The sequence below is a fragment of the Desulfoconvexum algidum genome (assembly GCF_055382125.1).
In genome coordinates, this window is sequence record NZ_AP042394.1 from 3,787,952 (window position 1) to 3,812,388 (window position 24,437).

22 protein-coding genes are annotated in these 24,437 nt (G+C 44.6%); 3 read left to right on the forward strand and 19 right to left on the reverse strand.

Annotation, left to right across the window (positions count from 1 at the left end; genetic code table 11):
* Positions 1–501: 501 nt before the first annotated feature.
* The 8 genes from ACZ45G_RS17255 to ACZ45G_RS17290 all read right to left on the reverse strand — a co-directional run bounded on the left by ACZ45G_RS17255 (position 502) and on the right by ACZ45G_RS17290 (position 10,481).
* Positions 502–3,834, reverse strand: coding sequence for a cadherin-like beta sandwich domain-containing protein (locus ACZ45G_RS17255; protein WP_464171723.1), 3,333 nt, complete (start codon positions 3,832–3,834; stop codon positions 502–504).
* A gap of 105 nt (positions 3,835–3,939) precedes the next feature.
* Entirely contained in the window at positions 3,940–6,420 is a 2,481-nt protein-coding gene (locus tag ACZ45G_RS17260) for a choice-of-anchor J domain-containing protein (protein WP_464171724.1), read from the reverse strand.
* Positions 6,421–6,927: 507 nt separating this feature from the next.
* Positions 6,928–8,307, reverse strand: a complete 1,380-nt coding sequence (locus ACZ45G_RS17265) for a right-handed parallel beta-helix repeat-containing protein (RefSeq protein WP_464171725.1) — start codon at positions 8,305–8,307, stop codon at positions 6,928–6,930.
* A gap of 633 nt (positions 8,308–8,940) precedes the next feature.
* The gene (locus ACZ45G_RS17270; RefSeq protein WP_464171726.1) at positions 8,941–9,270 is read right to left on the reverse strand and encodes a hypothetical protein; all 330 of its coding nucleotides are present in this window, start codon (positions 9,268–9,270) and stop codon (positions 8,941–8,943) included.
* Complete coding sequence (locus ACZ45G_RS17275; RefSeq protein WP_464171727.1) at positions 9,228–9,530, reverse strand: hypothetical protein; 303 nt, start codon at positions 9,528–9,530, stop codon at positions 9,228–9,230. Before ACZ45G_RS17275 ends, ACZ45G_RS17270 begins: the two co-directional genes overlap by 43 nt.
* Entirely contained in the window at positions 9,524–9,751 is a 228-nt protein-coding gene (locus ACZ45G_RS17280) for a hypothetical protein (protein ID WP_464171728.1), read from the reverse strand. Before ACZ45G_RS17280 ends, ACZ45G_RS17275 begins: the two co-directional genes overlap by 7 nt.
* Entirely contained in the window at positions 9,751–10,026 is a 276-nt protein-coding gene (locus ACZ45G_RS17285) for a hypothetical protein (protein WP_464171729.1), read from the reverse strand. Before ACZ45G_RS17285 ends, ACZ45G_RS17280 begins: the two co-directional genes overlap by 1 nt.
* An 83-nt stretch (positions 10,027–10,109) precedes the next feature.
* Complete coding sequence (locus ACZ45G_RS17290) at positions 10,110–10,481, reverse strand: hypothetical protein (RefSeq protein WP_464171730.1); 372 nt, start codon at positions 10,479–10,481, stop codon at positions 10,110–10,112.
* Positions 10,482–10,743: 262 nt separating this feature from the next.
* Between ACZ45G_RS17290 and ACZ45G_RS17295 the strand changes: the two genes are divergently transcribed.
* Positions 10,744–11,481 carry a hypothetical protein gene (locus tag ACZ45G_RS17295; RefSeq protein WP_464171731.1) on the forward strand — a complete coding sequence of 246 codons (738 nt, stop codon included), beginning with the start codon at positions 10,744–10,746 and terminating at the stop codon, positions 11,479–11,481.
* A 13-nt stretch (positions 11,482–11,494) separates the two neighbouring features.
* Here the strand turns inward: ACZ45G_RS17295 and ACZ45G_RS17300 are convergent, their stop codons facing one another.
* The 9 genes from ACZ45G_RS17300 to ACZ45G_RS17340 form a co-directional block, all read right to left on the reverse strand.
* Positions 11,495–12,583, reverse strand: coding sequence for a serine hydrolase domain-containing protein (locus ACZ45G_RS17300; RefSeq protein WP_464171732.1), 1,089 nt, complete (start codon positions 12,581–12,583; stop codon positions 11,495–11,497).
* Positions 12,580–13,461 (reverse strand): S66 peptidase family protein, encoded by an 882-nt coding sequence (locus tag ACZ45G_RS17305; protein WP_464171733.1) that lies wholly within the window; start codon positions 13,459–13,461, stop codon positions 12,580–12,582. Before ACZ45G_RS17305 ends, ACZ45G_RS17300 begins: the two co-directional genes overlap by 4 nt.
* A 24-nt stretch (positions 13,462–13,485) precedes the next feature.
* Positions 13,486–14,394: an EamA family transporter RarD gene (gene rarD, locus ACZ45G_RS17310; RefSeq protein ID WP_464171734.1), complete on the reverse strand. Its 909-nt coding sequence runs from the start codon at positions 14,392–14,394 to the stop codon at positions 13,486–13,488.
* A gap of 28 nt (positions 14,395–14,422) precedes the next feature.
* On the reverse strand, positions 14,423–15,139 hold the full coding sequence (locus ACZ45G_RS17315) for an ABC transporter ATP-binding protein (protein WP_464171735.1): 717 nt from the start codon (positions 15,137–15,139) through the stop codon (positions 14,423–14,425).
* Between the two features lie 7 nt (positions 15,140–15,146).
* On the reverse strand, positions 15,147–15,890 hold the full coding sequence (locus ACZ45G_RS17320) for an ABC transporter ATP-binding protein (protein WP_464171736.1): 744 nt from the start codon (positions 15,888–15,890) through the stop codon (positions 15,147–15,149).
* 1 nt (position 15,891) lies between these two features.
* On the reverse strand, positions 15,892–16,737 hold the full coding sequence (locus tag ACZ45G_RS17325; RefSeq protein ID WP_464171737.1) for a branched-chain amino acid ABC transporter permease: 846 nt from the start codon (positions 16,735–16,737) through the stop codon (positions 15,892–15,894).
* 3 nt (positions 16,738–16,740) lie between these two features.
* Complete coding sequence (locus tag ACZ45G_RS17330; protein ID WP_464171738.1) at positions 16,741–17,601, reverse strand: branched-chain amino acid ABC transporter permease; 861 nt, start codon at positions 17,599–17,601, stop codon at positions 16,741–16,743.
* Positions 17,602–17,618: 17 nt separating this feature from the next.
* The gene (locus ACZ45G_RS17335; protein WP_464171739.1) at positions 17,619–18,764 is read right to left on the reverse strand and encodes an ABC transporter substrate-binding protein; all 1,146 of its coding nucleotides are present in this window, start codon (positions 18,762–18,764) and stop codon (positions 17,619–17,621) included.
* A gap of 239 nt (positions 18,765–19,003) precedes the next feature.
* Positions 19,004–20,047, reverse strand: coding sequence for a dipeptidase (locus tag ACZ45G_RS17340; RefSeq protein WP_464171740.1), 1,044 nt, complete (start codon positions 20,045–20,047; stop codon positions 19,004–19,006).
* A 680-nt stretch (positions 20,048–20,727) separates the two neighbouring features.
* Between ACZ45G_RS17340 and ACZ45G_RS17345 the strand changes: the two genes are divergently transcribed.
* The gene (locus ACZ45G_RS17345; protein WP_464171741.1) at positions 20,728–21,066 is read left to right on the forward strand and encodes an STAS domain-containing protein; all 339 of its coding nucleotides are present in this window, start codon (positions 20,728–20,730) and stop codon (positions 21,064–21,066) included.
* Between the two features lie 67 nt (positions 21,067–21,133).
* Here ACZ45G_RS17345 and ACZ45G_RS17350 read toward each other — a convergent pair whose 3' ends face one another.
* On the reverse strand, positions 21,134–21,457 hold the full coding sequence (locus tag ACZ45G_RS17350; RefSeq protein ID WP_464171742.1) for a cupin domain-containing protein: 324 nt from the start codon (positions 21,455–21,457) through the stop codon (positions 21,134–21,136).
* A 102-nt stretch (positions 21,458–21,559) separates the two neighbouring features.
* On the opposite strand from ACZ45G_RS17350, the gene ACZ45G_RS17355 reads away from it, so the two are divergent.
* Positions 21,560–23,533, forward strand: a complete 1,974-nt coding sequence (locus tag ACZ45G_RS17355; protein ID WP_464171743.1) for a peptidase U32 family protein — start codon at positions 21,560–21,562, stop codon at positions 23,531–23,533.
* A gap of 51 nt (positions 23,534–23,584) precedes the next feature.
* Here the strand turns inward: ACZ45G_RS17355 and ACZ45G_RS17360 are convergent, their stop codons facing one another.
* The gene (locus ACZ45G_RS17360) at positions 23,585–24,415 is read right to left on the reverse strand and encodes an adenine nucleotide alpha hydrolase family protein (protein WP_464171744.1); all 831 of its coding nucleotides are present in this window, start codon (positions 24,413–24,415) and stop codon (positions 23,585–23,587) included.
* Positions 24,416–24,437: the final 22 nt, after the last annotated feature.

Genomic DNA, 24,437 nt, shown 5'->3' on the forward strand with positions numbered 1-24,437 from the left:
TTGTACTCAGGCCATTTGTTTTATCCGCCTGCAATTCATGAAAATATGACTCTGAACTTACGTGATATTGGATCAACTTTCTTTTATTGAAGATAAGAGTAAGAAGTTTTCTGTAAATTCAATTTTCAGCAGAGACACAGAAATTTAAGGTTCTGGGGTTAAAAATACTGAAACAACTTTAAATAATTAATTACTCGCCCAAAAAGCAGGAAAAATAAAATTCCCTCAAACAATTTGATTTTCAATTTCACCTTGTTTATTATCTTTTCATTTTTTTTGGGCCTTTTATTGATTTAAATTCATTTCTTTAGCGTTGATCCGTCAATGGATAAAATTTCCAAGAATTCCCACCATGCCAAACAATATCAAACATCCTGAAAGACCCGCTAATTTATTCTTCATTTCTTTATCCTCCTATTTGATTTTTACCAAAAAATAATGGCGTCGGTTAACGTTTATGAAACAACCCCAATGTACCCTCTGAATTTAATAAAAAAGACACTAAATGCCCGGTTCTGATGGGGGATCAATCCCGTCCTCACGGCAGCCACATTCCTGGAGATCCTCATTCCATTCATCACATTTGGTGGGGTAATCCGGACAATTGTGTTCGTCATCATTCCAGTCGATGAGGGATCCCACGACATGTTCATCCGGGTCAAGTCCGCTGTTGTTTGCAACCGGGTCATTGAGAAACCGACCCACATCGCCGATTTTATAGTCAAACACAATGGCGTTGGAAAAGGTGTTATTGCTTAATTTTACATATCCCTGTTCACTGGGAACGATACCCCCGGATATGGGACTTACATTATTGGCATACAGGATGCCGTTTGCATTGCCAGCTGAGGGCCCGATGCCGATGGCGGTGGAGATATACGGCCCCATTGTATTGATGCTGCCGCCATTCACCTGCATCTTGCCGCCGCTTAAAAGGATACCGTGGGCCCCGGCTACCGAAGCCGTCATGGTGTTGTTATCCACTACAATATCCCGGATGGCATGGGAACTCAGACAGCTTCCACCGGAATTGTTCTGGGTAATGGTGTTGTTTCTGACTATATACTGCCCAGAGATCATGACACCGGTTTCGTCCGGGTCACCATCCAGCATGATCCCTCCTTTGAGATCAGTATTATTTTCAATGGTCACATCTGCATCAATATCCGCACACACGATGGACCACAGATTACCGTCAATGGTGCTGTCCTGAATAATGACCGGAACGCTGACGCCTTCAATGTACAGCCCCGGTTGCCCGTTTTCATCCCTGATAATCAGGTTTTTAAAAACCAGCTGACTTTCTTCCAAAGGGCTTTCACCATATGATGGCACAGACAAATTGGATTTAGGGCCTGGCATAGAACCCAAATCATGGCCAATTTTAATTCCTGCACTCACAGTTGTAACCGTATCCACAGTACCCTGTATCCTGTCAGATTCGGTATTAATAATCATCCCCTTATCCAGCGTAGAACGCTCTGCCGACAGATAGAACTGAAGATCAGATTCCGGGATGGTGACCAGAAAACTGGCCTTGCCCTGGATATCATGTAACGAAAGTTCTGCCACATTGCCCGGGAACTTGAGATAGGCATCCAGTTGAAGGGTTGTACCGTTTTCCAGGGTTACCTTTGCCTTTCCGCCCACAAGCAGATTTATATTGCCCTGAATATCAAAATCATCAAACCCGATCACGATTTCACCATTTGAAGGCGCATCTTCACCATTAAATGTAAATGTCTTGTAGGCATAACCGCCCTTTTCTGTAAAACCAAAATAAACCAGATCATGGGTATAGCTCATGTCCAGATTAAAATCTATCAGGCTGTTCCCATTACCCGTGTATTCAGAATTCTGAAGATCCACCTTCAGATCGGCATTGGCAGTGATCACATTTTTAAATTCCAATTTCCCTTTTAGTCCGTGGAACTTGGCTTCAAGGGCTGCGCTGGTGTGCTGTTCCAGATAGAAAGCAGCATTTTCTTCCATATCCAATCCAAATCTGGACAGACTTAAGGATCCGTGTCCGATGATCTGGGCCTTGCTGTTGCCTTTAAATGCTGCCGTTATATTCAGATTGGAAATCGGGTTAGACTTGAAAATAAGCCCGGCATCACCGGTAAAGGCACCCGAGGCATTAAAAACAATCCCGGCCGCGTTTGTTCCCACGGTCCTGAAATCCGCATCTGCATCTCCGGTAAGATTAATATTCAAATAACCGGAAAAAATATCCCTGACCAATTCCATCCCCTTTGAAAAATTTGCACTTCCTTTTGCAGTAAGGCCTGAAGTTCCACTGATATTAATAATGGTATCTGCGGAAAAAGAGGTGCCCACCATGGACAGACCCCGAGCCGCATTGATCGTATAGCCCGGGGAGTTCATAAAATTCAGCCCGGATATGTCCCAGCCGCCAAAAGCATTGATTACCAGCGGCATTCCGAACGGTCCTGAAATAACATTTGAAGCACCGGGTTCAACAATAATAATCATGTCACCTGTAATGGTCAATTCATCAACCTGCATGGGGGAGGTTGTCTGGATGCTGATCTGCCCGACTTGTCCAGGAAAAAGGCTGTTGTTCAGGTAATTAATTGCGCCTCCCAATGTTTCAAACTCATCACTTGCATCTGCCTGGTCGACAACAAAAACTGTCTGGGCAGTTGAGACTCTTTTTTTAACATAAACATAATAGCTTTTTGTTGAGCCGTCTTGTGCCAGGACATCTATTGTTATCTCATTTATGCCCTCTGACAGAACAATTGAAACCGGATTTCCTGAAGGGACCTGTACGTCATTCACCCATATCTGTGAACCAGGATCATCGGTTTCAGGAATCAGGTCAATGCCGGTCACGCCCTGATCCACATCGATATTATACACCTGAGTTCCAGAAGAGAATAAAGGATTCAGGCTGTACGAAACAACAGATAAAGAGGAAAGCAAGGCATTCCCCGGCCGGACCACAATCATTGAGTAAACTTTGACGGAGCTGCCTTCCCGGGAGGTCACTTCGATTCTGATATAATTACTGCCCCTGTCAAGGGTTACCTCATGGGGCATACCTGAATCCACGTCAAAGTCGTTTATTTTAATACTGGCAAGGGGGTCCGAAAGAGTCGGGGTCACAAAAAAAGTATCCACACTATTATCAACACTGACAATATAATCTGTTCGATAAGAAGAAAAAGAGGGATTTAAAAGTCCTGAAGAGACAGACAGATTATCAAGATCGGCATTGTCCGTTATCAGCATGTAACCAAAATCATCGGCAAAATCACTGAGTAAAAGCCCTGCCATATCGACTGAATAGGCTTCAACATCAACGCCGTCAACATCATTGTCCTGGTCCAGGTCTGCCGGATTAAATTCCTTCTCACTGCCGATGGTAACGTGGATAAATTCTTCATTGTCAGGGTACATTTCGGGATCATCCCAGCAGGCCAGATAAAGCATCCCGGTTTCAGGCATTTCTCCGGTAAAATTTGTGCCGACAAAGAACCAGTCGCCGCGCTCTCCGATCCGGCCCACAAGGGACCCGATCAACAGACCCTCAACTTCCCAGCCCGGCAGACCGTCTGCATTGGACCAATGAAACATGGCCGGAATCTTTTCATCTGTAAACAACCGCCACAGGTCTTCGAGTCCTGCTGAAACGGTCAAAACATCACCTGCAGTAACGTTAATGGTCGGGGCGGGACTGGCTGAGGAATGAGCTACGGGTCCGCTATATACATCCCCCTCCCAAAGCGTCTGGGCCGATATGATCCGGGTAAAAAGAAAAAAAATGCACACAAAAACCAAGGCTGTAAATCTGCTTGTTGTTTTCATAATCATAATTCCTTTTAAGGAGTTATAATAGCGGACAGGAGGATTTTCAGAAAATATCTCTGAAAATCCCCTCTGGATTCATTTGAATAAAGACATCAAAAAATACTATCGCCGGCAGGCAATCATACCAAATTCCTCGGCAAGCCGGGTAAGCGTATCCCCGGCTGCCTCTTCCCGGGCAATAAACTGGCTAAGATCCTGACCGTCTATGTCACCATCATCGTTGAGATCATAGAGTACCTGGGTATAAATTTTAAGGGTCCTGGTGAAGGAACTGATCTGCGTGATATTGGATGAAGCTGCAACAAGCACCCTGTAGGGCTCAACCCTTATCTCCGGCGCAATAAATTCCATGTTTGCCCCGACCCCCTCCAATGTGCCGCCATCGGGGAGCTGCCAGGAGTAGGTCAATTCACCGCCGACAGGATCACTGGCAAGAACATCAATGAGTGATGTACAGGGCTCCGGGATATAGGGCGTAAAGGAGATCCTGTCAATGGTCGGCATTATCTCATCCGGTCCCACAAGTTCAAGGTTATCGATGAACCAGCCGTGGCTGACCTTAGAACTGCCGGAGGTATGCAAAAAGCCGATCCGGAATATTTTCCCTGAATAGGCAAACAAATCGACATACTTCAACGTCCAGACATGTGAAGTTGCTGTGCTTCGGATTAATGGTATCCATTCAGACCACAGCTCTTCGACAGGATCCCAGGCAGAGACCTGGACCTCTCCATAATCATCGGAATAGGAAAACCATTCCCAGAATTTCAGGTACACCATCGAAAGAGAGCCGCTAGTAAGATCAACAGGAGCACTGATCAACCGGCTGTCTGTAAATTCAGGATAATTCCCACTCATAACCGTTCCGGGACATTGATCACCATCGTAACACCCGTCCGGACCATTGGTAGGCGTACCAATCTGCCATATGCCATTGTCGGCTGACCAGTCCATCCAGCCCATCTCAAAATCACCAGTGAATACAGGCATCCTCTTATTGATTTGAATATCATCAATATACCAGCCGGATGATATGTCTTGTTCATCTGATATATGGTTAAAGGCGATTCTCACCTTCTGTCCCGCATAGGCCGTTAATTCCACTGATTTCTGGGACCAGTATCCACCGTAATCCTGTGTATGGATCCCCAGGGATTCCCAGTCGGACCAACCGGATGCTTCATCATAGGTTGAAATCTCTACCTGACCCCAGTCCTGGCTGCTGGACCAATTGTAAGGATAATAATTAAACCATTGCCAGAAGCGAAGATGTATCTCTTCGTTCCCGACGAGGTCAAACGGAACCATGAATGTTGGGCTGATCAACCGGCTGTCTGTAAAGTTTTGATAATTTCCTTGAAATGCAGTGCCGGCACACTGGGTCATGCCACCGTTGTGGTCTTCCTTTTCATCTATCTGCCAAATACCATTGTCCGCATACCAGTCACCCCAGCCGTCTTCAAATGTGCCGCCCAACTCAGGTGCCTTTTTTACAACTTGAATGTCATCAATATACCAGCCTGAATAGACGTCTTGTTCATCTGATATATGGTTGAAGGCGATTCTCACCTTCTGTCCCGCATAGGCCGTTAATTCCACTGATTTCTGGGACCAGTACCCACCGTAATCCTGTATATGGGTCCCCAGGGATTGCCAGTCGGACCACCCCGATGTTTCATCATAGGTTGAAATTTCTACCTGACCCCAGTCCTGGCTGCTGGACCAATTGTAAGGATAGTAATTAAACCATTGCCAGAAACGGAGATGTATCTCTTCGTTCCCTACTAAGTCGGAGGGAACCGTGAATGTTGGGCTGATCAACCGGCTGTCTGTAAAGTTTTGATAATTTCCTTGAAATGCGGTGCCAGCACACTGGGTCATGACACCGTTGTGGTCTTCCTTTTCATCTATCTGCCAAATACCATTGTCCGCATACCAGTCACCCCAGCCGTCTTCAAATGTACCGCCCAGTTCAGGTACCTTTTTTACAACTTGAATGTCATCAATATACCAGCCTGAATAGACGTCTTGTTCATCTGATATATGGTTGAAGGCGATTCTCACCTTCTGTCCCGCATAGGCCGTTAATTCCACTGATTTCTGGGACCAGTACCCACCGTAATCCTGTATATGGGTCCCCAGGGATTGCCAGTCGGACCACCCCGACGTTTCATCATAGGTTGAAATCTCTACCTGACCCCAGTCCTGGCTGCTGGACCAATTGTAAGGATAGTAATTAAACCATTGCCAGAAACGGAGATGTATCTCTTCGTTCCCGGCTACATTGGGCAGTTCGATCCCCTGTTCCCAGGGGAATTGATAGGGCACAATAAGACGACTATCTGTATGGTTGTAATAATTACCCCCTAAAACTGTTCCGGCACATTGCAGCCCGTCATGGCTTTCCTCCGGGCCACTGGAAGGGACTCCCACTTCCCAGACACCATTTTCAGCGGACCACCCGGAAGAACCTTCAAACCCTTCTTCATAAATGGGAACATCAAATGCGTAAACAAGATTTATTTTCAAGGATACAACTATAATGAGCATCAAAATACATGACAAAATTGTTTTCTTTTTCATTTTTTCTCCTTTTGATTAGGTCCGGCTTTCCTTCTCCGTTAAATATTTAATTAAAAATTTGTAAGGCACCTGTTTCGAACTTTATTTTCAGATATCCCGTCAACACGATTAAATATTGTGGATAAAATTTACCAGTTAACTTAATCCAGTTCCTTTATGTTGAATAACCATTTACATAAATTCCAAACATCTTGACAAAATTTGGAAATCTGACATATCAGCATCGCAGCTTAAAAATTTAATAATGTGTAAAAGGGCCTTTTTTGAAAGCCTCCCCCATACTTGCTTGATTTACCTCAGTCAGATATACCGAACTCTAATCTGAAGCTATCAAGATCTTCTGAATTATATCCTGACAGCCCACCATATCCGTCTATAAAGTATGAGAGTCCAATTGTTCATAGTTATCGCAAAGATGGACAAATCCGCTCTACATACGTCTTCATCCTTCAAATAGCCAGCTTGCAGGAAGATAACTGGTGTATACTGGAATCAGTACCTGATAAATCAGTTGATATTTCCGAATACCGAGGCAAAGGGTTTTAGATTGGACGGATCAAAATCATTGGCCAGTGAAGCCAGATCAAATCCATCCGCATCCCCGTCCTTATCGGAATCCGGGATAAATCCTTCGTAAATATATTCATAAGCCCCCATATCATATTTTGCAACCCCGTCTCCATCCCCGTCCTGGGGTCTTGCTGTCCCCTCCAGGTCATCGTTGAGATTTGTAAAACTTCTCCCGGAATCAATGCAGGGGGAGTCTTGGGTCAGGTGAAGATCAGTAGCGCTTGCGAATTGGGGATTTTGGCCTATATTGTGGCTCCCGTCCGGCCAGCCGCCCTGGATATTGCAATAGTCTACCCCCAGAAATGTTGCATCGGAAATGGTGTAATCCAATTGATTCGGAAAATTACCCCAGAGGATGCTGTTTGAAAAATCTGCCGGATTCTTGTCAGAAGGTATGGCATAGAATCCGCCTCCGCTGTATTCGGCTGAATTATCAAAAAAGGTGCAGTTCCAGAATCGAGGATGCATATGATAACTATAATAGGCTCCCCCATAGCTGCCGCTGTTATCATGAAAAATGGAATTTTTAATATAGGCAATGGATTCTGTGATCTGATTGGCCCAAAACCCATGGATGGCACCGCCATGGCCTGTACCAGCGTCATCCCCAGCAGCAGTATTCCCGGTAAAAACGCATTTTTCAATCACGGGAGATGAATAGAGAATATCAATGGCACCGCCATCCTGGGTCGCTCTGTTGTTGATGAACTGGCAATTGACGATCTCAAGATCCGATCGGTCATCCATGACGGCGCCACCATCCCTTGCCGTATTGTTGATAAACGTACAGTTTTTGATAATCGGGGACAAGTACCCCATGAAATTACAGTCAACAGGATCTTTTCTCACATACAGTCCTGCACCCGCCCAAAGGGTTTTTCCGTTTCTGATGGTAAACCCGTCCAGCTTGAAAAAACTTCTTGAAGTCATGCAGCGTCGCAGGTTATTGCCGTCCACAATTGTCTCATTGGCCTGCCAGTCCCTGTCAACCATGGTTGGATTCCCGGATGACGGGAATCCGCCGTAAAGATTGACAACTCTGTTTATATTTATTGTAGCGGTCAGGCTATATGTCCCGGCTCTGACATAAATACTGTCAAAAGGAGCATAGCAGTGCATCCAGTTAGGATTTGCACGGTCGATAGCGGTCTGAATATCTTGAAATGCTTCGGACCAGTCCGTACCGTTCCCTCCGGGCGAGGCATTGTCATCCACATACCATATTTTTGCCGATGCCAATGGGGGTAAAAGGAATACGATAGATATGATAAATACGAATAAAATAAACCGTTTGATTTTTTTTTGTCCAATAACCATTCGATTCCCTCCTATTAAAACATATTATTTATGAGAAAATGTCGTACCTCACAGGTCCTACCGTGGTGCTTTCCAACAGCAGGCGTATCAGCAATTTTTCATCATCAGCCACACATCACAAAATCGGTGCGCTGAACTTAAATTCAGCCGTCACATTTTTAAAATATTCCGTATTATTTTTGCGAATCAGCGATAGGATATCCCCTAAACAAAATAACTGAGAAGGCTATGCTTGAGTACTCTTTGGAGCCTGAACCTCATCACTCCGCACTGTCGTTAACATAAAATACGGAAATACGACTTGGGTATCCATTGAAGACGACATTCATAAAAAAGAAGATCAAAACGAAAAATTAGAGTCAGATATTATATAAAAAAGAATGCAAGATTTATACCGGCATAACAAATGTTTAAAACGCTCAACCGCAGGAATTTACAGGATAATTGTGTGTTTTTTTCGCCAGGAAACAAATGTCACAATATAACAAAAATTGCCCTTTTTTGGAAAATAATTACCCTGTTAATTATTAAATTCGGTTCATTGGAATGGTTTCAAGGGAAAAATCTATACCGGAAGTCGTCTGATCCCCGACCATAGATACCATTGCTGCAGATTCAGGATTCTGGACATTGTCATAATATTCTTGAAGATATCCAGGGAATGGGATTGCCGTCACTGTCGTCTACCACGCCACTGATCTGCCCGCCTTCATCAAGCTGAAAATCAATTCCCGTAACATGGTGAACACCGGGAAACGGATCCGCAAGAATGGGATCTGCTTCCGCTTGAGCGCGTTTATTATTATAATATTCATTTATATAATTGCCATTGTAAACATACACCCGCGCACCACATGTCCCTGAGTAGGGCCGATTTAAATAAACCGTATAAGTACCACTCTGGTCAGTATTCTTCTGGTTTATCCATCTGCCGGAGTCATAATCGTATGCAACGATTTCCACAGATGAGGGACACCAGTGGCATCTTTCACACTACCGGAAATGGAGTCTGCCTTCTCGATACTCATGTTAATAATTGTCTGCCCTGTAGAGGGAATGGAATCGGATGCCTGACTGCAGTCCTGGGTGATTTCCGATCCGTTCCACCATCCGCTAACGTAATAGCCGGAATAGACCTGAAGACGGACAGGTGATGTCGAGGAACTGGTCAACACATAATATCCATCTGCATCTGAATAGACAGAGGCCCCCCGTACTAACACGCCCCGTCATGAAGGGCAACCCTGACATTCGGAACAGGCTGGCTATCACAGGTAATCCGGCCCTTTATTCCGATAATCTCATTTGAAATAAGCAAATTAATATTTTCAGGACCGAAACAATTCAGAGACAACACATCAAACGGATCAGCGGGATAAATACCAAAAAAATCCCCCGGACTTAACATCCCGTCTGAATCTTTATCCCAGTAGGCTGCGATCATCACATCTTCGCTGTCGGCTTTGACACCAATTTCATAAGCACCCGGTGATGAAGCAGAAACCCAGCTGATTTGCGACCCAGGGAGTCTGCATACCAGTCCCAGTTAAAAGCACCAATAAAAATTTCTCCGCAGGCCAGGCCGTCTTTACAAAGCACCTCTCCAGTCACAGGCACGAGCAGCCCCAGCTCGTTTGCCCAGAAATCATTATCAAATTCAGGCAGAATTCCGCCCAAAGTAGGATCGAACGTACCGCAAACTGGCTCATTATCATCCATGAAGGTCGGCAGGTTATTACGCAGATTAAAGGGCTGATCGAAAAACCGGCCAGAAGTTTTACGTTTCCTTTAAAAACGATGCTCTAATCCTGATGGCCGGGAACGGCGGAATCTGCATGAACCGATAAAATGAAACTGTCGTTGCGAAAATAATTCATTGTCACACGGGTCAGTTCACCCCCTTTTATATTTCCCGGCAAATCTTTTTCCAGTTTGTTCAGCAGACCAGACAGACGTTTTAAATTCACCGAATTTTCAGAATCTTCTGATACCCCTGAAGGTTGTGTTCTGCCGGGAATTATTTCCTCATACCAGTCAAGGGTCACACCTTCTAACAGTGCAATCGAAGAAAATTCCGGTGCTTCCATATTGACCACCCATAACAGGGCAACAGCCAAAACGATACCGGTAGCCAGGAGTTGGATTTTTAATGCTGTTGATTTCAATCTTAACAAGATTGTTGTCTCCTGCTGATATGGACAATTGTACCTGCCAGATCACCTTAATAGCAATCCGGCTATCATTCAAACCCGTGGTTTTCTGTCCCTGCTTCATCAAGACCTGGCAAAATGTAATGTATAAAATAATAAGTTGAATTTGAGAGCTTGCTCCTTTGACCAATTTTAAGTTATACATTAAATTTTAAATTCATGTTTTATTCGCCTTAATTATCATTATGCGACTTAACTGTGTTTCCACCCTATCGGAGATAGGATAATGAATATGCTTAAAAATGTACAAAATTTGAAACCGTTTTCAGGATTTATACTTAGTTTTCTATGTGGATTGCTAATCATCACTCTCCTTCCCAAAGAAGTATCTGCAAAAAACTCAATTCTGTCAGTAATAAATCAGGAATCTCTTATTATTAAAGCTGATAACTTGGAATTAAAACATATTATTTTAGAATTTGAATCTCAATATTCACTTATGTTCATTGGTTTTTCTGATTTTATGGATAATAAGATAACCCTCTCCGATACAGGCTCAACAATGGATATAATTACAAAGCTTTTAAAATTACTGAAAATCCAGAATTATGCTTATACATTCAACGGGGAACGGCTAATCCATGTAACTGCCTTACCAAATTCAAATAGAATTCTACATTCATTAGGGCCTGTAACTGAAACCCCGAAAAAGCAGGATACAAATAAACTCAATTCGTCAACTGTCCTGATTAAAAAAGTATTGCACGATTCCCAGGGCGAAATGATTCAACTTGAAGTCAATGATTATATCATTACCTACAATGGCCATAAAATACCAACTGCAAGAAGACTGATTGATTATGTCAAGAAGTACAAAGCAGAAGAATCCGTCAGCCTTGTTATTGCCAGAGATGAAAGAATCTTGGAATTCACCTTGGGAGGAGGATTGATAGGTGTCCAGATAGTCACCATTCCCATAAAGTCTGGCATTCTCGAAACCTATTATAGGGATTTGGATATTTGATTAACATGATAATTTACCCAAGGGCCATGGAAACCATATCATGGAGCAAGGGTCTAAAGATTTTAATTTTCTGATTGTCCCGGGAGGGATGAACCCGGTTTGTCAATAGAATAACGATTAATCCGGATGCAGGGTTGATCCAAAAAGAGGTCCCGGTAAATCCCAAATGACCCACAGAGCCAGACGTAAAAGAATGACCGGCAGATGAATTTAATTTTGAAGGGGTGTCAAAACCCGCCACGTAATCCCGACCCTTCTCTTTCCGGACAAACGATGTCAGAATATCCGGATCTAACACATGGGGGGATCCATGGCAAACGGCTGTGAGAATCTCGCAGCATAGCGTATGAATGGAGAGCGCATCCCCAAAAAGGCCTGCATGTCCCTCTATGCCACCTGCTGCCCAGGCATTGTCATCCTCCACTTCACCTGTCAGGGTTCGCCGACGCCAGGGGCAGGTCTGGGTTGAAACCAGGGAAAGTTGACGGCCCGACCGGTCTTTTTCCAATATTTTTTTGTCCAGATCAATAAAAAACAGATCCCGAATCCCCAGGGGTTCATATATTTTTTCCTGGACAAATTGGTCCAGCCTTTGCCCGGCGAGGGTCTCGACCACCCAGGACAAAACCATATATCCCAAATCAGAGTAAACCTCTTGATGCCCCGGTTTTGCTTCAAGGGGCTCTTGGACAATCAAGTTGCGCAAAAGTTCCCTGGGCGCCTGATTCTGCCTGACCATGGCCCAAAAAAATTCCCTGTGAGCCGGCAGGCCCGAAGTATGGCGCAACAGCATCTCAATGGAGATATCTGCCTTGGGCGTTTTCAAAACAGCGGGGATCACATCCCCCAGCAAGGTATCCAGGGAGAGTTTGCCCACTCGCATAAGTTCCGAGACAGCAAGGGCTGTGGCCAGGGGTTTGGTCAGGGAAGCCAGATCAAAAATGGAGTTCATTGTCATGGGGCGATGGTCTGACAAATCAGCAACCCCATATGCCCCATGAAAAAAAACGTCTTTGCCCCTTGCACATAAAAGAACGGCCCCGGGAAATACCGAATCTGCAATCCCCCCTGCCATCATTTTCTCAATCCCAGGATATTTCATTGGAGCGGCTTCCATTTTAACAGCGCACTTGAGGTATCCAGCACCACATCCAATCCCATTGCCAGGGACAAATTAAGATCTCCATGGCCTGAAGCCAATCCCATGAGAAGCGGTATCCCATCAATTACCTCCGATAAAATTTGCGGGATATATTCCTGATTTTCACAATTGGCAAAGGACCCTGTAACAACCCCTTGTACTCCTTCGAACAGGCCCGCCATTTTCATCTGGGACAGCATCCGGTCAATTTTATAGGCTGGCTCCCCCACATCTTCCAAAAAAAGAACCGATTCCTTAAAATCCGGTTGAAACGGAGTACCGATCAAATGGGCCAGGGTGGCCATATTCCCCCCCATGAGTTTTCCCATGGCCTGCCCCGGTAAAAGACACACACCCCGGGGTATCAAAATATCTTTAGGGCGGCCTGTGATGGCCTGAAAAAAAGAAGCGATGGTTTTGGGATCTGCATCGGCAAGGGAGACCAGATTGGGCCCATGAACCCCGGCCAATTGAGTGTGTTGGATTAAGGCCATTAAAAGGGCGGTGGCATCTGAAAACCCCATGAACAATTTGGGATTTTTTTGAATCAGGTCCCAGTCCAGATACGAAAGCATGCGCATGGCACCAAACCCGCCCCGGGCTGCGATGATCCCTCGTATCCCGGGATCTGCAAACAGCTCATTTACCACGGCTGCCCGGGAAGCGTCATCCCCTGCAAGGTACCGTTTTTCTCCAAAAATCGCCCGGGGCACATGGACCTGAAAGCCTAAATTTTTAAGACACTCAATGCCCTGGTTTAATCGTTTATCATCAAACCGGGCAGAAGGAGCCGCCACCCCAATGGTATCCCCTTTTTTTAATGGGTAAAATTTTTTCATCTCGTTTAATTTATCTCCACAGACTTACCCTCTATTCTTCAATCTATTCTTCAATCTATTCTTCAATCTATTCTTCAATAACGGCTCCCATATGTATAAGAACACGCCTATCCATATGCATCCAAAGGTAATCAAATTATGGTGGGTAAAGGCTTCCTTGTATACAAAAACTCCCAAAACAAAGGCAATGGACGGCGCCAAATATTGCAAAATACCGATGGTGGATAAATTAAGCCTTTTGGCTGAAGCTGCAAACCAAAGCAATGGCAGGCTGGTGACCACCCCTGCCCCGACCATCCAAAGGGTAAGCTGCAGATCATTCAAAAAATAAGTGTCAAAAAAAATGGCCCGATACAAAATATACCCCAGGGCTGGAACAAATAAAACAATGGTCTCTACAAACAACCCCAGTATGGGAGCCACCGAACTTTTTTTTCGACAATAGCCGTAAAGCGAAAAGGTAACAGCCAGGGTCAGGGCAAACATGGGAAGCGACCCATAGGTAACAAGGGAGTAAACGACACCGGCCAATGCAAAGAAAACCGCAAAGCATTGGAGTCGGCTAAAGCGTTCACCCAGCAAAAGATACCCGATCAATACATTGATCATGGGATTGATGTAATACCCAAGACTTGTTTCCACCACCCTGCCCGAATTTACCGCCCAAATATAAACGAACCAGTTAAGGCCGATCAAAAATCCACTGAAAACGAGCCCTTTTAAGGTTGCCGGTATATTCGCAATACTGCGAACCTCTCCCCATCTTTTTTGAAAAGAGATAATCAGGGCAAGAAAAAGACAGGACCAGACAATTCGATGGCACAAAATTTCCAATGGGCTGACCACCTGCATTTGCTTCCAGTAAGCCGGCAAAAAACCCCAGGCCATAAAGGCAGCCAGACCAAACAGGACCCCAAAAAATTGTTGGCTCATATATTCTTCCTTAATCCGCCCCTGGCAGCTATGATCCTGTTTTCTTCAGACCGAGTATGGAATCTATAATGGACGAAGATGCCCGGGCTTCCTGGGAGGTCCCCTGCCAAACCGTATTACCGGATTCAAGCACAATGGCGCAATCGGAAACTTGAAGCGCCCTTTTTGTGCTTTGTTCCACAAGCAATATGGTCAGACCCTGGTGATTCAAATCTTTGATGACATCATAACAAAGATCGACTGCCTTGGGCATAAGCCCCAAGGAAAGCTCATCAATCATCAAAAGCTTGGGTTCAGCCATAAGCGCCCTGCCAATGGCTAACATTTGCTGTTCACCGCCGGATAGCGAGCCTGCCTTTTGTTTGAGCCGATCCCCAAGCCTGGGGAAAATATCCATGGTTTTTTCAATGTTATTCCGGCTTGTTTGGCGACTGGTGATATACCCGCCAATGATTAGATTTTCATATACTGAAAGGTTCTTAAACAGGCGTCTGCCTTCCGGAATCAGGGCAATTCCCCTGTTCACCCGTTCCATGGGCGATAAATGGGTGATGGTTTGTCCGTCATACTCAATGGTTCCTTCTTTGATATCAACCTGGCCTGCCAAGGCCATGATCAGAGAGGATTTTCCTGCGCCATTGGCACCCAGGATAGCTGTAACAGAGCCTTTTTTAACCGCCATGTCCAATTGGTTTACCACATTCATGCTGCCGTATCCGCAGCTTAGATTTTTTATTTTCAGCATTCTTGTTTCAACTCCCCAGGTATGCAGCCCGGACTTCAGGCTGGTTCATGACGACTGCTGGTTCTCCCTGTGCAAGATTTCGACCGTTATCTAAGACATGAAGCCTGTCGCTGATCCTAAGAACTTCGCTCAGGTTATGTTCTATCATGACAATGGTCATGCCCTTCTGGGAAATGGATTTAACCGTATCTGCAAGCTTGCCCGCCTCCTGGCTGTTCAGCCCGGCAAGGGGCTCATCTAAAAGCAATACTTTGGGTTCAATGGCAAGGGCCCTGGCAACTTCCAGCCGTTTTAAAACCCCCAAAGGCAACTTGGACACTTGTTGATCCTTATATTGCTCAATCCCCAGCATATGTAAAAATTCCATTGCTTTTTTCATCTCCGGTGCTCGATTCACAGAGGTAAAGGATGACAGGATGTTCCGTACTTTTTTATATCCTGCGGCAAATGCCACATTTTCCTGGACCGTCATTGATTGAAAGGGACGAACAATTTGATGGGTCAAGGCAAGGCCCAATTTTATGCGATGGTGGGTAGAAAGACGGGTGATATCTTTGCCGCCAAGACTCAACGCTGCCGACACTGGTGTCACAACCCCGGTAATAGTATTTAAGAGCGTGGTTTTCCCCGCACCGTTGGGACCGATCAAACTTAAAAACTCTCCTTCTTCAACTTCCATATGAACATTATCAAGGGCTGTCACGCCACCAAATTTCACCGTAACCGATTTTGCCAAAAGAATTGCAGACATTTCATCCCTCCTTTTTTTTGACAAGATAGCTAAAAAAACCGGCGAGCCCCTGGGGAGCAAAACGCATGACGCTAAAGAGCAGCACACCGTATAAAAGTAGCCTGTAGTCATTAATGAATCTAAAGAATTCGGGCATCAGAACCAATAAAATAGTGGCGATTACAACCCCGAAAATAGACCCAATCCCTCCCACGGCAACCATGGAAAGGATGGTAACCGATTCTATGAACCCAAAGGTATCCGGAACAATAAAGCGTGTGTAATAGGCATACAAACCGCCGGCCAGCCCGGCAATGGCGGTTCCCATGGCAAAGGCGGTCAGTTTATATGCCTTGATATCCAACCCCAGTACCCGGGCAGTTTTTTCGTCATCCGCAACCGCATCAAAGGCAAATCCCATCCATGAGCGCTTGAGGTACCAGGAAAAAAGAATAGATAGAACCGCAAAAACACAGACAAGGGCGAGAAATCCTGGTTTGCTCATTCCATGGGAAGGGATACCTGAAATACCCATTTCCCCTCCCAGGAACTCCTGCTGCCTTACAATTCCCACAAACAAGAAGGCCACCCCCATGGTAACAATGGCCAGAAAATCCTCCTTAACCCTCAGGCTGGCCAGTCCGATGATGGTGCCGATAATTCCAGCCACGAAAAAACCTGCTCCCAGGGTCAGGTACATGGGCCAGCCCATTTTGGACAGCAGGGCAACTGTATATGCACCAATCCCGTAAAAGGCAGCATGGCCAAGGCTGATCTGTCCGCAATACCCTGTAATCAGGTTCAAACTTACTGCAAGTATGATGTAGATGCCAACACCCGTTGCAAGACTTATTTCATATAATCCCATAAATTACCTCGAAGTGAATAGCCCGGTCGGCTTTATCATAAGAACAATAATAAGGAATGCAAAAGCAATGGCATCTCTGTCCAAGAAATCTCCAATGTAAATGGTGCCAAATGCTTCTATAATCCCTAAAATCAAAGATGCAATCAAGGTTCCCATGACATTGCCCAGGCCGCCCAGAACGATGATCGCAAGGGATTTATAAGAGGGGACTGCACCCATGGTGGGTTCCACCAGATTGGTTAACAATGCCACAAGTACACCTGCGACCGCGGCCAGGGCGCTTCCTGCAAAAAACACCCGGTATCTCACCTTGATGGGATCGATGCCAAAACACGCTGACATTTGGGGGTCATCAACCGTTGCCCGCCATCCTGTGCCGATCCGGGTCTTCTGGGCGACCCAGGCAAGCGCCCCGAGAAGAACCACATTGGTCACCACCGCAATGATCTGGCAGGCCCTTAAATGAATTCCGAAAACAACCACGACAGATTGCAATGGAGCAGACGAGAAACTCAGCCCAAAGGGTCCGAAAACAAGCCGAAAAAGTTCTTCCATGCCGATATAAAGACCGATGGAGGCAATCAGGGCCACATAGGGCGGTTTATTCAACATGGGTTCATAAACAAGCCTGTAAATGCCCATGCCCACAATGCCTGCAGCAAGGGCCGCGACAAGGACCCCAAGGGAAAGGCTGCCGGTCTGATTGGTCACGGCCACGCCCAGGTATGCCCCCAGGGTAAAGAGCCCTGCATGGGCAACATGCAGGACCCTTAACAAGCCATAGACCAGGGTTAATCCAACGGCAATTATGGCATAGGTTGAGCCCTGGATAAGTCCTTGAATAAAAAGTTCAATAAAGAGCACGTTAAATCGTCCTTTTTTTATTTTTCAGGGGGTGCAAGCAACTTGTGGTCACTGATGACTGAGTGACGGTGCCATTCTCCATTTTTAACAATTTGATTCTGAACATCTTTTGATACTTCCCCAAGGCTGTTGAATTCAATGGTGCCTGTGGAGGCTTTCAGGGATATTTTCGCAATCGCATCCCTGATTTTTTTAGGGTCTGTGCTGTTGGCTTGTTTAATTGCAAGGGCTGCGACTTTTACCGCAGTATGGGCTGATGCAGCCACCATATCCGCCGGGTAGCCAGCCAGTTTTTCAAACTCTCGTATGAAATCGGCGGTCTCGGCAACCGTTGAATCACGATCCAAAGAGGTGGTGATGATGACACCTTCTGCAGCCTTGCCGGCAATGGCAATAAATTTATCACTGTCATACCCTTCCTGGCCGATTACAGTGCTTGTAATGCCCGATGCCCGAAGCTGGCTCACCAAAGGACCGGCTGTAAAATAATATCCAGATGCATAAATCGCATCAGGATTATCTGATTTGACTTTGGCCACAATGGCCCCGAATTGTCTATCTTTCATGGAATATTCATATTCATTTACAATGTGAATACCAAAGTCTTTTGCTTTTTCTTTAAATCCAGCGGCAAGGGATTTTCCAAAATCATTTTTCAAAGTAATGATGACCACTCTTTTTTTGCCCAGCATTTCACCAATCAACTTTGCACCGGCACGGCCCTGTACTTCACCCAAAAAAGAGGTACGAAATACATAGTCACCTGCCTTTGTGATATCTGGATGAATGGCATATGCAGAGATATAGGGGATTTTGGCTTCTTGAAATATACCTGCAGCAGATCGGGTCGGTGCAGAATAACTTCCTGATATACCCACGACAACCTTATCCTGGCCAATCATTTTGTTGGCAATGGGAATTGACTGAGAGGCTTTTGCCTGGTCATCATAAACAATGAGTTCAAGATTTTTACCATTGATTCCCCCGGCGTCATTGATCTGCTTTACTGCCAGTTTTGCTCCCAGGGTTGATGATTTACCGTCAGAGGCAGCAAATCCTGTCAATGGTGCATTAAACCCGATTTTAATCGTATCACTTGCCCACCCGGTTCCAAAACAAGAAAATGTAAAACACAGAACCAAAATCCATTTCAGCTTTTTCATAATTTTTTTCTCCTTTGTTTTTTTTGCGTCTCATGACTCATTATTTGTATCCACGGTCTATCTATTTCCGATCTATTTTCATATATAGTGTGGAGTTGCATATGGTAGTACATACTTGTATATACAGGTATATGTCAAGATTTTATTTCATCATTCCCACCAACTATAAAAATTTGCAAATGATAGAAGGAATCCATATTTCAAATCCCAACGAGCACTCGCTGTTAAGTCGCAAATCACTATAATATATGCTCAAAATACCCAAGGGCATTCCCATGACATATTTTATCAATAACCCTGGGACAAATCCCCTGTTTCTCCATTTCCAAAACCAGTTTGGGAAGACTATGGACCCCGGATATTGTCCTGGGAAGGGAATCGACACCGTCAAAATCACTTCCCAGTGCCAGGCAGTCTTCCCCGCCGACCCCTATCATGTGCCTGGCATGTTCAACCAAAAGACAAAGAGGGGCATCCGCCAGTTTTGACAAAGCGTCGTGTGAGATTTTCCGGGCATCCTGTGGGGTAAGGGTCTTGTCTTTAAACCCTTTGAGGATTTTATTCCGGCATACCAATTCATGTTTATAATATTCAGGCTGGATAAACCCGGAGCCATAGGTAAGACCAATCACGCCCCCGGCGTCGGCAATCAGTTTGATCATATCATCGGAAAGGTTCCGGTCATTTGGACACACAGCCCTGGCATTTGAATGGCTTGCCACAAAAGGAATTTTTGTGATAGCGGCAATATCATAAAAAGCCTTGTCAGATGCGTGGGAAACATCAACAATAACCCCCAGCTCATTACAATATCGGATGAGCTCTTCCCCCGATTTTGTCAGCCCGCCCTTGTTGCCAAATACTGTCCCGCAAAATGTATTGTCATCCCAGGCAATGGTCAGAAGTCTTACCCCGCGTTGATAAAAGTGTTCCAGCATTGCAGGGTCACCCTTTAATGGAGTTGCACCTTCAATGGAAATGATGACAGCTGTTTTTTTTCGGGATACCACGGCATCGGCAAGATGCTTGAAAGAGGTGGCCGGCACGAGCCTGTCTTTATGTTTTTCCATCAAAGTTTCAATGGCATCAATATAAGCATTGCAGACCTCAAACTCCTGGTCGGGATGATGGGCCGACATAACGAAACAGGCAAATACCTGAACAACGGTGTTGGATGAAATGATTCCCGGCAGGGTAACATGAAGTGTTTCAGATTTTGTAAAATCCAGATTTTCTCCAACAATTCTTGCGATGGTATCACAGTGGAGATCAATAAATTTCATATTTTGCTATTTTTTTAAGAAATATTTTCACCATGGAAAACGCCTTTATGTTTATCCTTAATTGTTCCAAACATATCTCGTATATTTAAGATATGTGATAATCCATAAACTGAAAAGGCATAAAAGTATAGTAAAATAACCAAAAATAAAACCCTGACATATCTAAAAACCACACCGCCTTTTTGGTACTATAGCGACACATTTACCATTAAACGGGTATCAAACCTTTTTTATCAGGGTCCTATCATCATTTGATTTTTGTTTTAAAAGGATATCTTTGTATGCTTCAAAGCAAAATCTTTCTCGCAAATCACTATTTTGTGAAAAAAAGTTCCTAAAAGATGGAAAGATATTCAATGATTTTTTTTATGAATCAAATCATAGCGATTCCGTAAAACCCTACCGCATAAGGATTGAAAGATTTTAATTATCATTCAGATTTTCGGCATAAGAATTGCTGTACCTAATCAATGACATCCACAACCATGCAAGGTTTCATGGGCTAAATTCATTTGATATGAATAAGGAGGCAATATGATAAACCCACATAGACAAAGTTTTCATTCTGATTTGGGCTGGTTCATATATTTGTTACTAGCGGGGGGCTTGGCTTTTTCATTTGTGCTGTAAAAAATAGTATAAAATTTTAGAAAATTAATTACCATAAGAGAAATAAAATCATGAATTTTTCAATAAAAACCAGTGAACGAGAAAACATTGCGGTTCTTGAACTTCAAGGGGAAATCAATATGGTTGTCTCTCCTGATTTTCGAAACAAACTCCTCCAGGTTTGTAATGAAGTTATGCAAGAGGTGATTGTTGATTTTTCAGATGTTACTTTCATGGACTCTTCCGGAGTTGCAACCCTGGTCGAAGGTCTTAAATGGAGCAAACGAGCACAGAGATCATTTGTTCTCAGGAATGTCGGTACAAATGTCAAAAATTCAATCGCCCTTACAAAACTCGATACTGTTTTTAAAATCCTACCCAACGCCAGTGATTCTGAGTGCTTTCACTAAAGAAAAGACCCTCTTCTTATTAAACCATACCCATAAAGATTTTTTTTAGACCGCAGGCATATCCCCCCTATGGAAGGTAATCCTCCCTCACCGGAGAAAAAACCTCGATGGCCACAGAATCTTCCATCACCTCAGCCCGATGTTCCACATTCCCGGGGATGGACCAGCTGTCACCGGGTTCAACCAGAAACCCTTCCTGATCAATATAAAGGGTCATCTTGCCTGCGACCATAAAACCCGTCTGCTCATGGGGGTGGGAATGGGCAGGCAGCTTGCTTCCTTTTTTCAGATGAAACCTTGATAAAAGACTTTTTTCTCCATATACCAGGGTTTTCATCTCAATTCCCTCAACCGGGCTTACAAACCCATCATCCGTGTGCTGTACAAACATCAATATTTCCTTTATTTCAGGTGTTTATTTAAGGGATATTTTGACAAAATTTTCCAAAATTGCAATACTATTGCGTTATTAATTTTATAATTAAAGGTTTAAATGAACTCCAACACCCCCATGATCCTGGCACCGGCCGGGAATACAACCTCATTTTTAGCGGCTATTGCCGCTGGCGCTGACGCCATTTATTGTGGATTAAAAATATTTTCCGCCCGGATGGAAGCAGACAATTTTTCCATTGAAGAACTGAGCCGGTTAGCCTCTTTGGCAAAAGCCAGGCAGATCAAGGTTTATATTGCCTTCAACTCCATCATCAAAGAGTCTGAGCAGGATAAAGTATTTAAGATATTGACCAAGCTTTGTGAGTTTGTGCAGTTTGATGCCTTGATTGTCCAGGACCTTGCCATGATTCCCCTGGCAAAAAAGGCGGGTTTTAAAAAAGAGTTCCATGTATCCACCCTGGGCAATTGCACCTTTCCTCTGGGTCTTGACACCGCTAAAAAAGCAGGGTTCTCCCATGTGGTATTGCCCAGGGAATTTACCATAGATGAAATTAAAGAGATGTCCAGGAAAGTCCCGGAGAATATGGCCCTTGAGGTCTTTATCCATGGCGCTCTGTGCTATTCTGTTTCAGGCAGGTGCTATTGGAGCTCCTGGTTTGGCGGAAAAAGTGCCCTGCGGGGCCGGTGTGTCCAGCCCTGTCGCCGCATATATGAACAAAAAAATCAAAAGAAGCGCCATTTTTCCTGTATGGACTTTTCAGCCGATGTCCTGGTCAAAGTGTTAAAAGAAATCCCCCAGGTCACCACCTGGAAAATTGAGGGCAGAAAAAAAAGCCCCCACTATGTATATTATACGGTCAAAGCCTATAAGCTGCTCAGGGATGACCCCACAAAGAAAAAAGAGGCCCTGTCCTATCTGGACTATGCCATGGGAAGAGAATTCTCCCATTATAATCTGTTGTCCCAGCGGATTCAAAATCCCCTGGAACATACCTCTGAAACAGGGTCAGGTCTTTTCCTAGGACGGGTAAAGAATCCGGCTGAACCCTATTTTATTGCACGGGAAGAACTTTTCAGTGGTGATTTATTACGAATCGGATACGAAGAAAATGAATTCCATGATATCCAAAAAGTCACCCGGGCAATCCCAAAAAAAGGCAAATTCTTTTTATCCAAACGGGCCAAATTTAAAGTAAAATCAGGGACCCCTGTGTTCATCATTGACCGCCGGGGACCAGAACTGGAATCTTTGATAAAAGAGCTTGAATCAGAACTTGAAATGATTGAAAAAATCCAGGTTCGACCGATTTTAGACACCCCTTCTTCGAAAAAAAGAGGGGCAAAGGTATTTGCTTCCAAAAAAAGGCCGGTTGAATTACGGGTATCCAGGGGAAGACACACTTCCAGCAAAGACAGGTCTGGCACCTCCCATGAGGATACCGGCATCTGGATTTCCGCCAATGCTTACGGCAACAAACCTTCGGGCAAAACCTGGTTGTGGCTGGACCCCCTGCTCTTTCCAGGGGAAGAGAACATCTGTCGTAACTACCTGGACCAGGCCGTGAAAAAAGGGGCAAGAAACTTTGTTTTAAATGGATTCTGGCAGATCGGATTGTTCAAAGATCCCCAACGGTTGAATCTTTGGGCCGGGCCCTTTTGCAATATCACCAACTCCATGACCATTAAGCTTATGAAAACCCATGGATTTTCCGGTGCCATTGTCAGTCCGGAACTGGATCGAGAGACATTTCTCGCCCTGCCCGGCGCCTCTGATCTGCCACTAGGGGTTGTGACCCATGCCAATTGGCCACTGGCTGTATCCCGGATCATCTCTCCGGATTTAACCCCGGGACAGATGTTTCAAAGTCCAAAAGGAGAAGGCGCCTGGATCAGTAAATCAAACAATACCTATTATGTATTTCCCAACTGGCCCCTGGACCTGACCGATCAAAAAGAGGAACTGGAACGAGCCGGTTATACCCTGTTTGTATCCCTTCAGGAGAACATCCCCAAGGGGGTTAAAATGAAATCCCGGCCCGGACTGTGGAATTGGAATTTAAAACTGCTGTAAATTTTAAGTGTCCCCTGCATCCTATTGCTCTGAATCTGATTGCTCTGAATCTTATTGAAGAGATATGGTGCAGTTGGGACCTGTAATAAGAAGGTTATTGGTCACGGTGGACTGGATATGCTCCATCTTGCTGCCCAAAAGAATCTCCTTGATAATCCCATGGCCATAGGCCCCCAGAACAATCAGAGAATCATGGGGGACCTCATAAAGCATGGTGTCAAACTTTTCCTTCTCATAAAAATACCATCGGGTTGTATGTTGATCCACCAGAGATTCCAAATCTTTTTTCCGGATCAGCTCCCTGTAGTGCTCTTCACCTTGCTTTTCAATCAAGGTATAAATATTTAGTGGCAAGCCCGATGACATGGATAGTTTCAAGCCAAGGGTCAACGATTGCATGGCATTTTCAGATCCCCCGAAAAAGACCGAAATACTCATCCACGGTTTAAATACAGGGCTTGAAATGAGCACGGGAAAGGTGGCGTGTTTGATGATCCTGCGAACCTTGGGTCCGATATGCCCCAACCCGATTTTTGAAGACAAATCACTCACCGACCGGGGGCAGCATAGATAATCAAAATTGGTTGAAATATCCGGCAGGGTGGATGCGGTATAATTTTTGGGTTCATAAAACATGGGTTTAACCCCCATGCTTTCAAATAATTGCGCTGCATGGACCCTGGCAGTTTCAGGTTCATTCAGGTAGGAGCGATCCAGATCCACCTGGACCGCATCATTGGAAAAATATAATAGAAACTTATCGCTTTTGGGAATATAAACAACCGGGTATGCATTGATGGTTTTACAAAAATACATGGACTGAAGTAATGTTTCCCTGCCAAAGGGCGTATTTCTGAAAATGTGAAGCAATTTATAGTTCATAATTTCTCCTTGTATATACAAA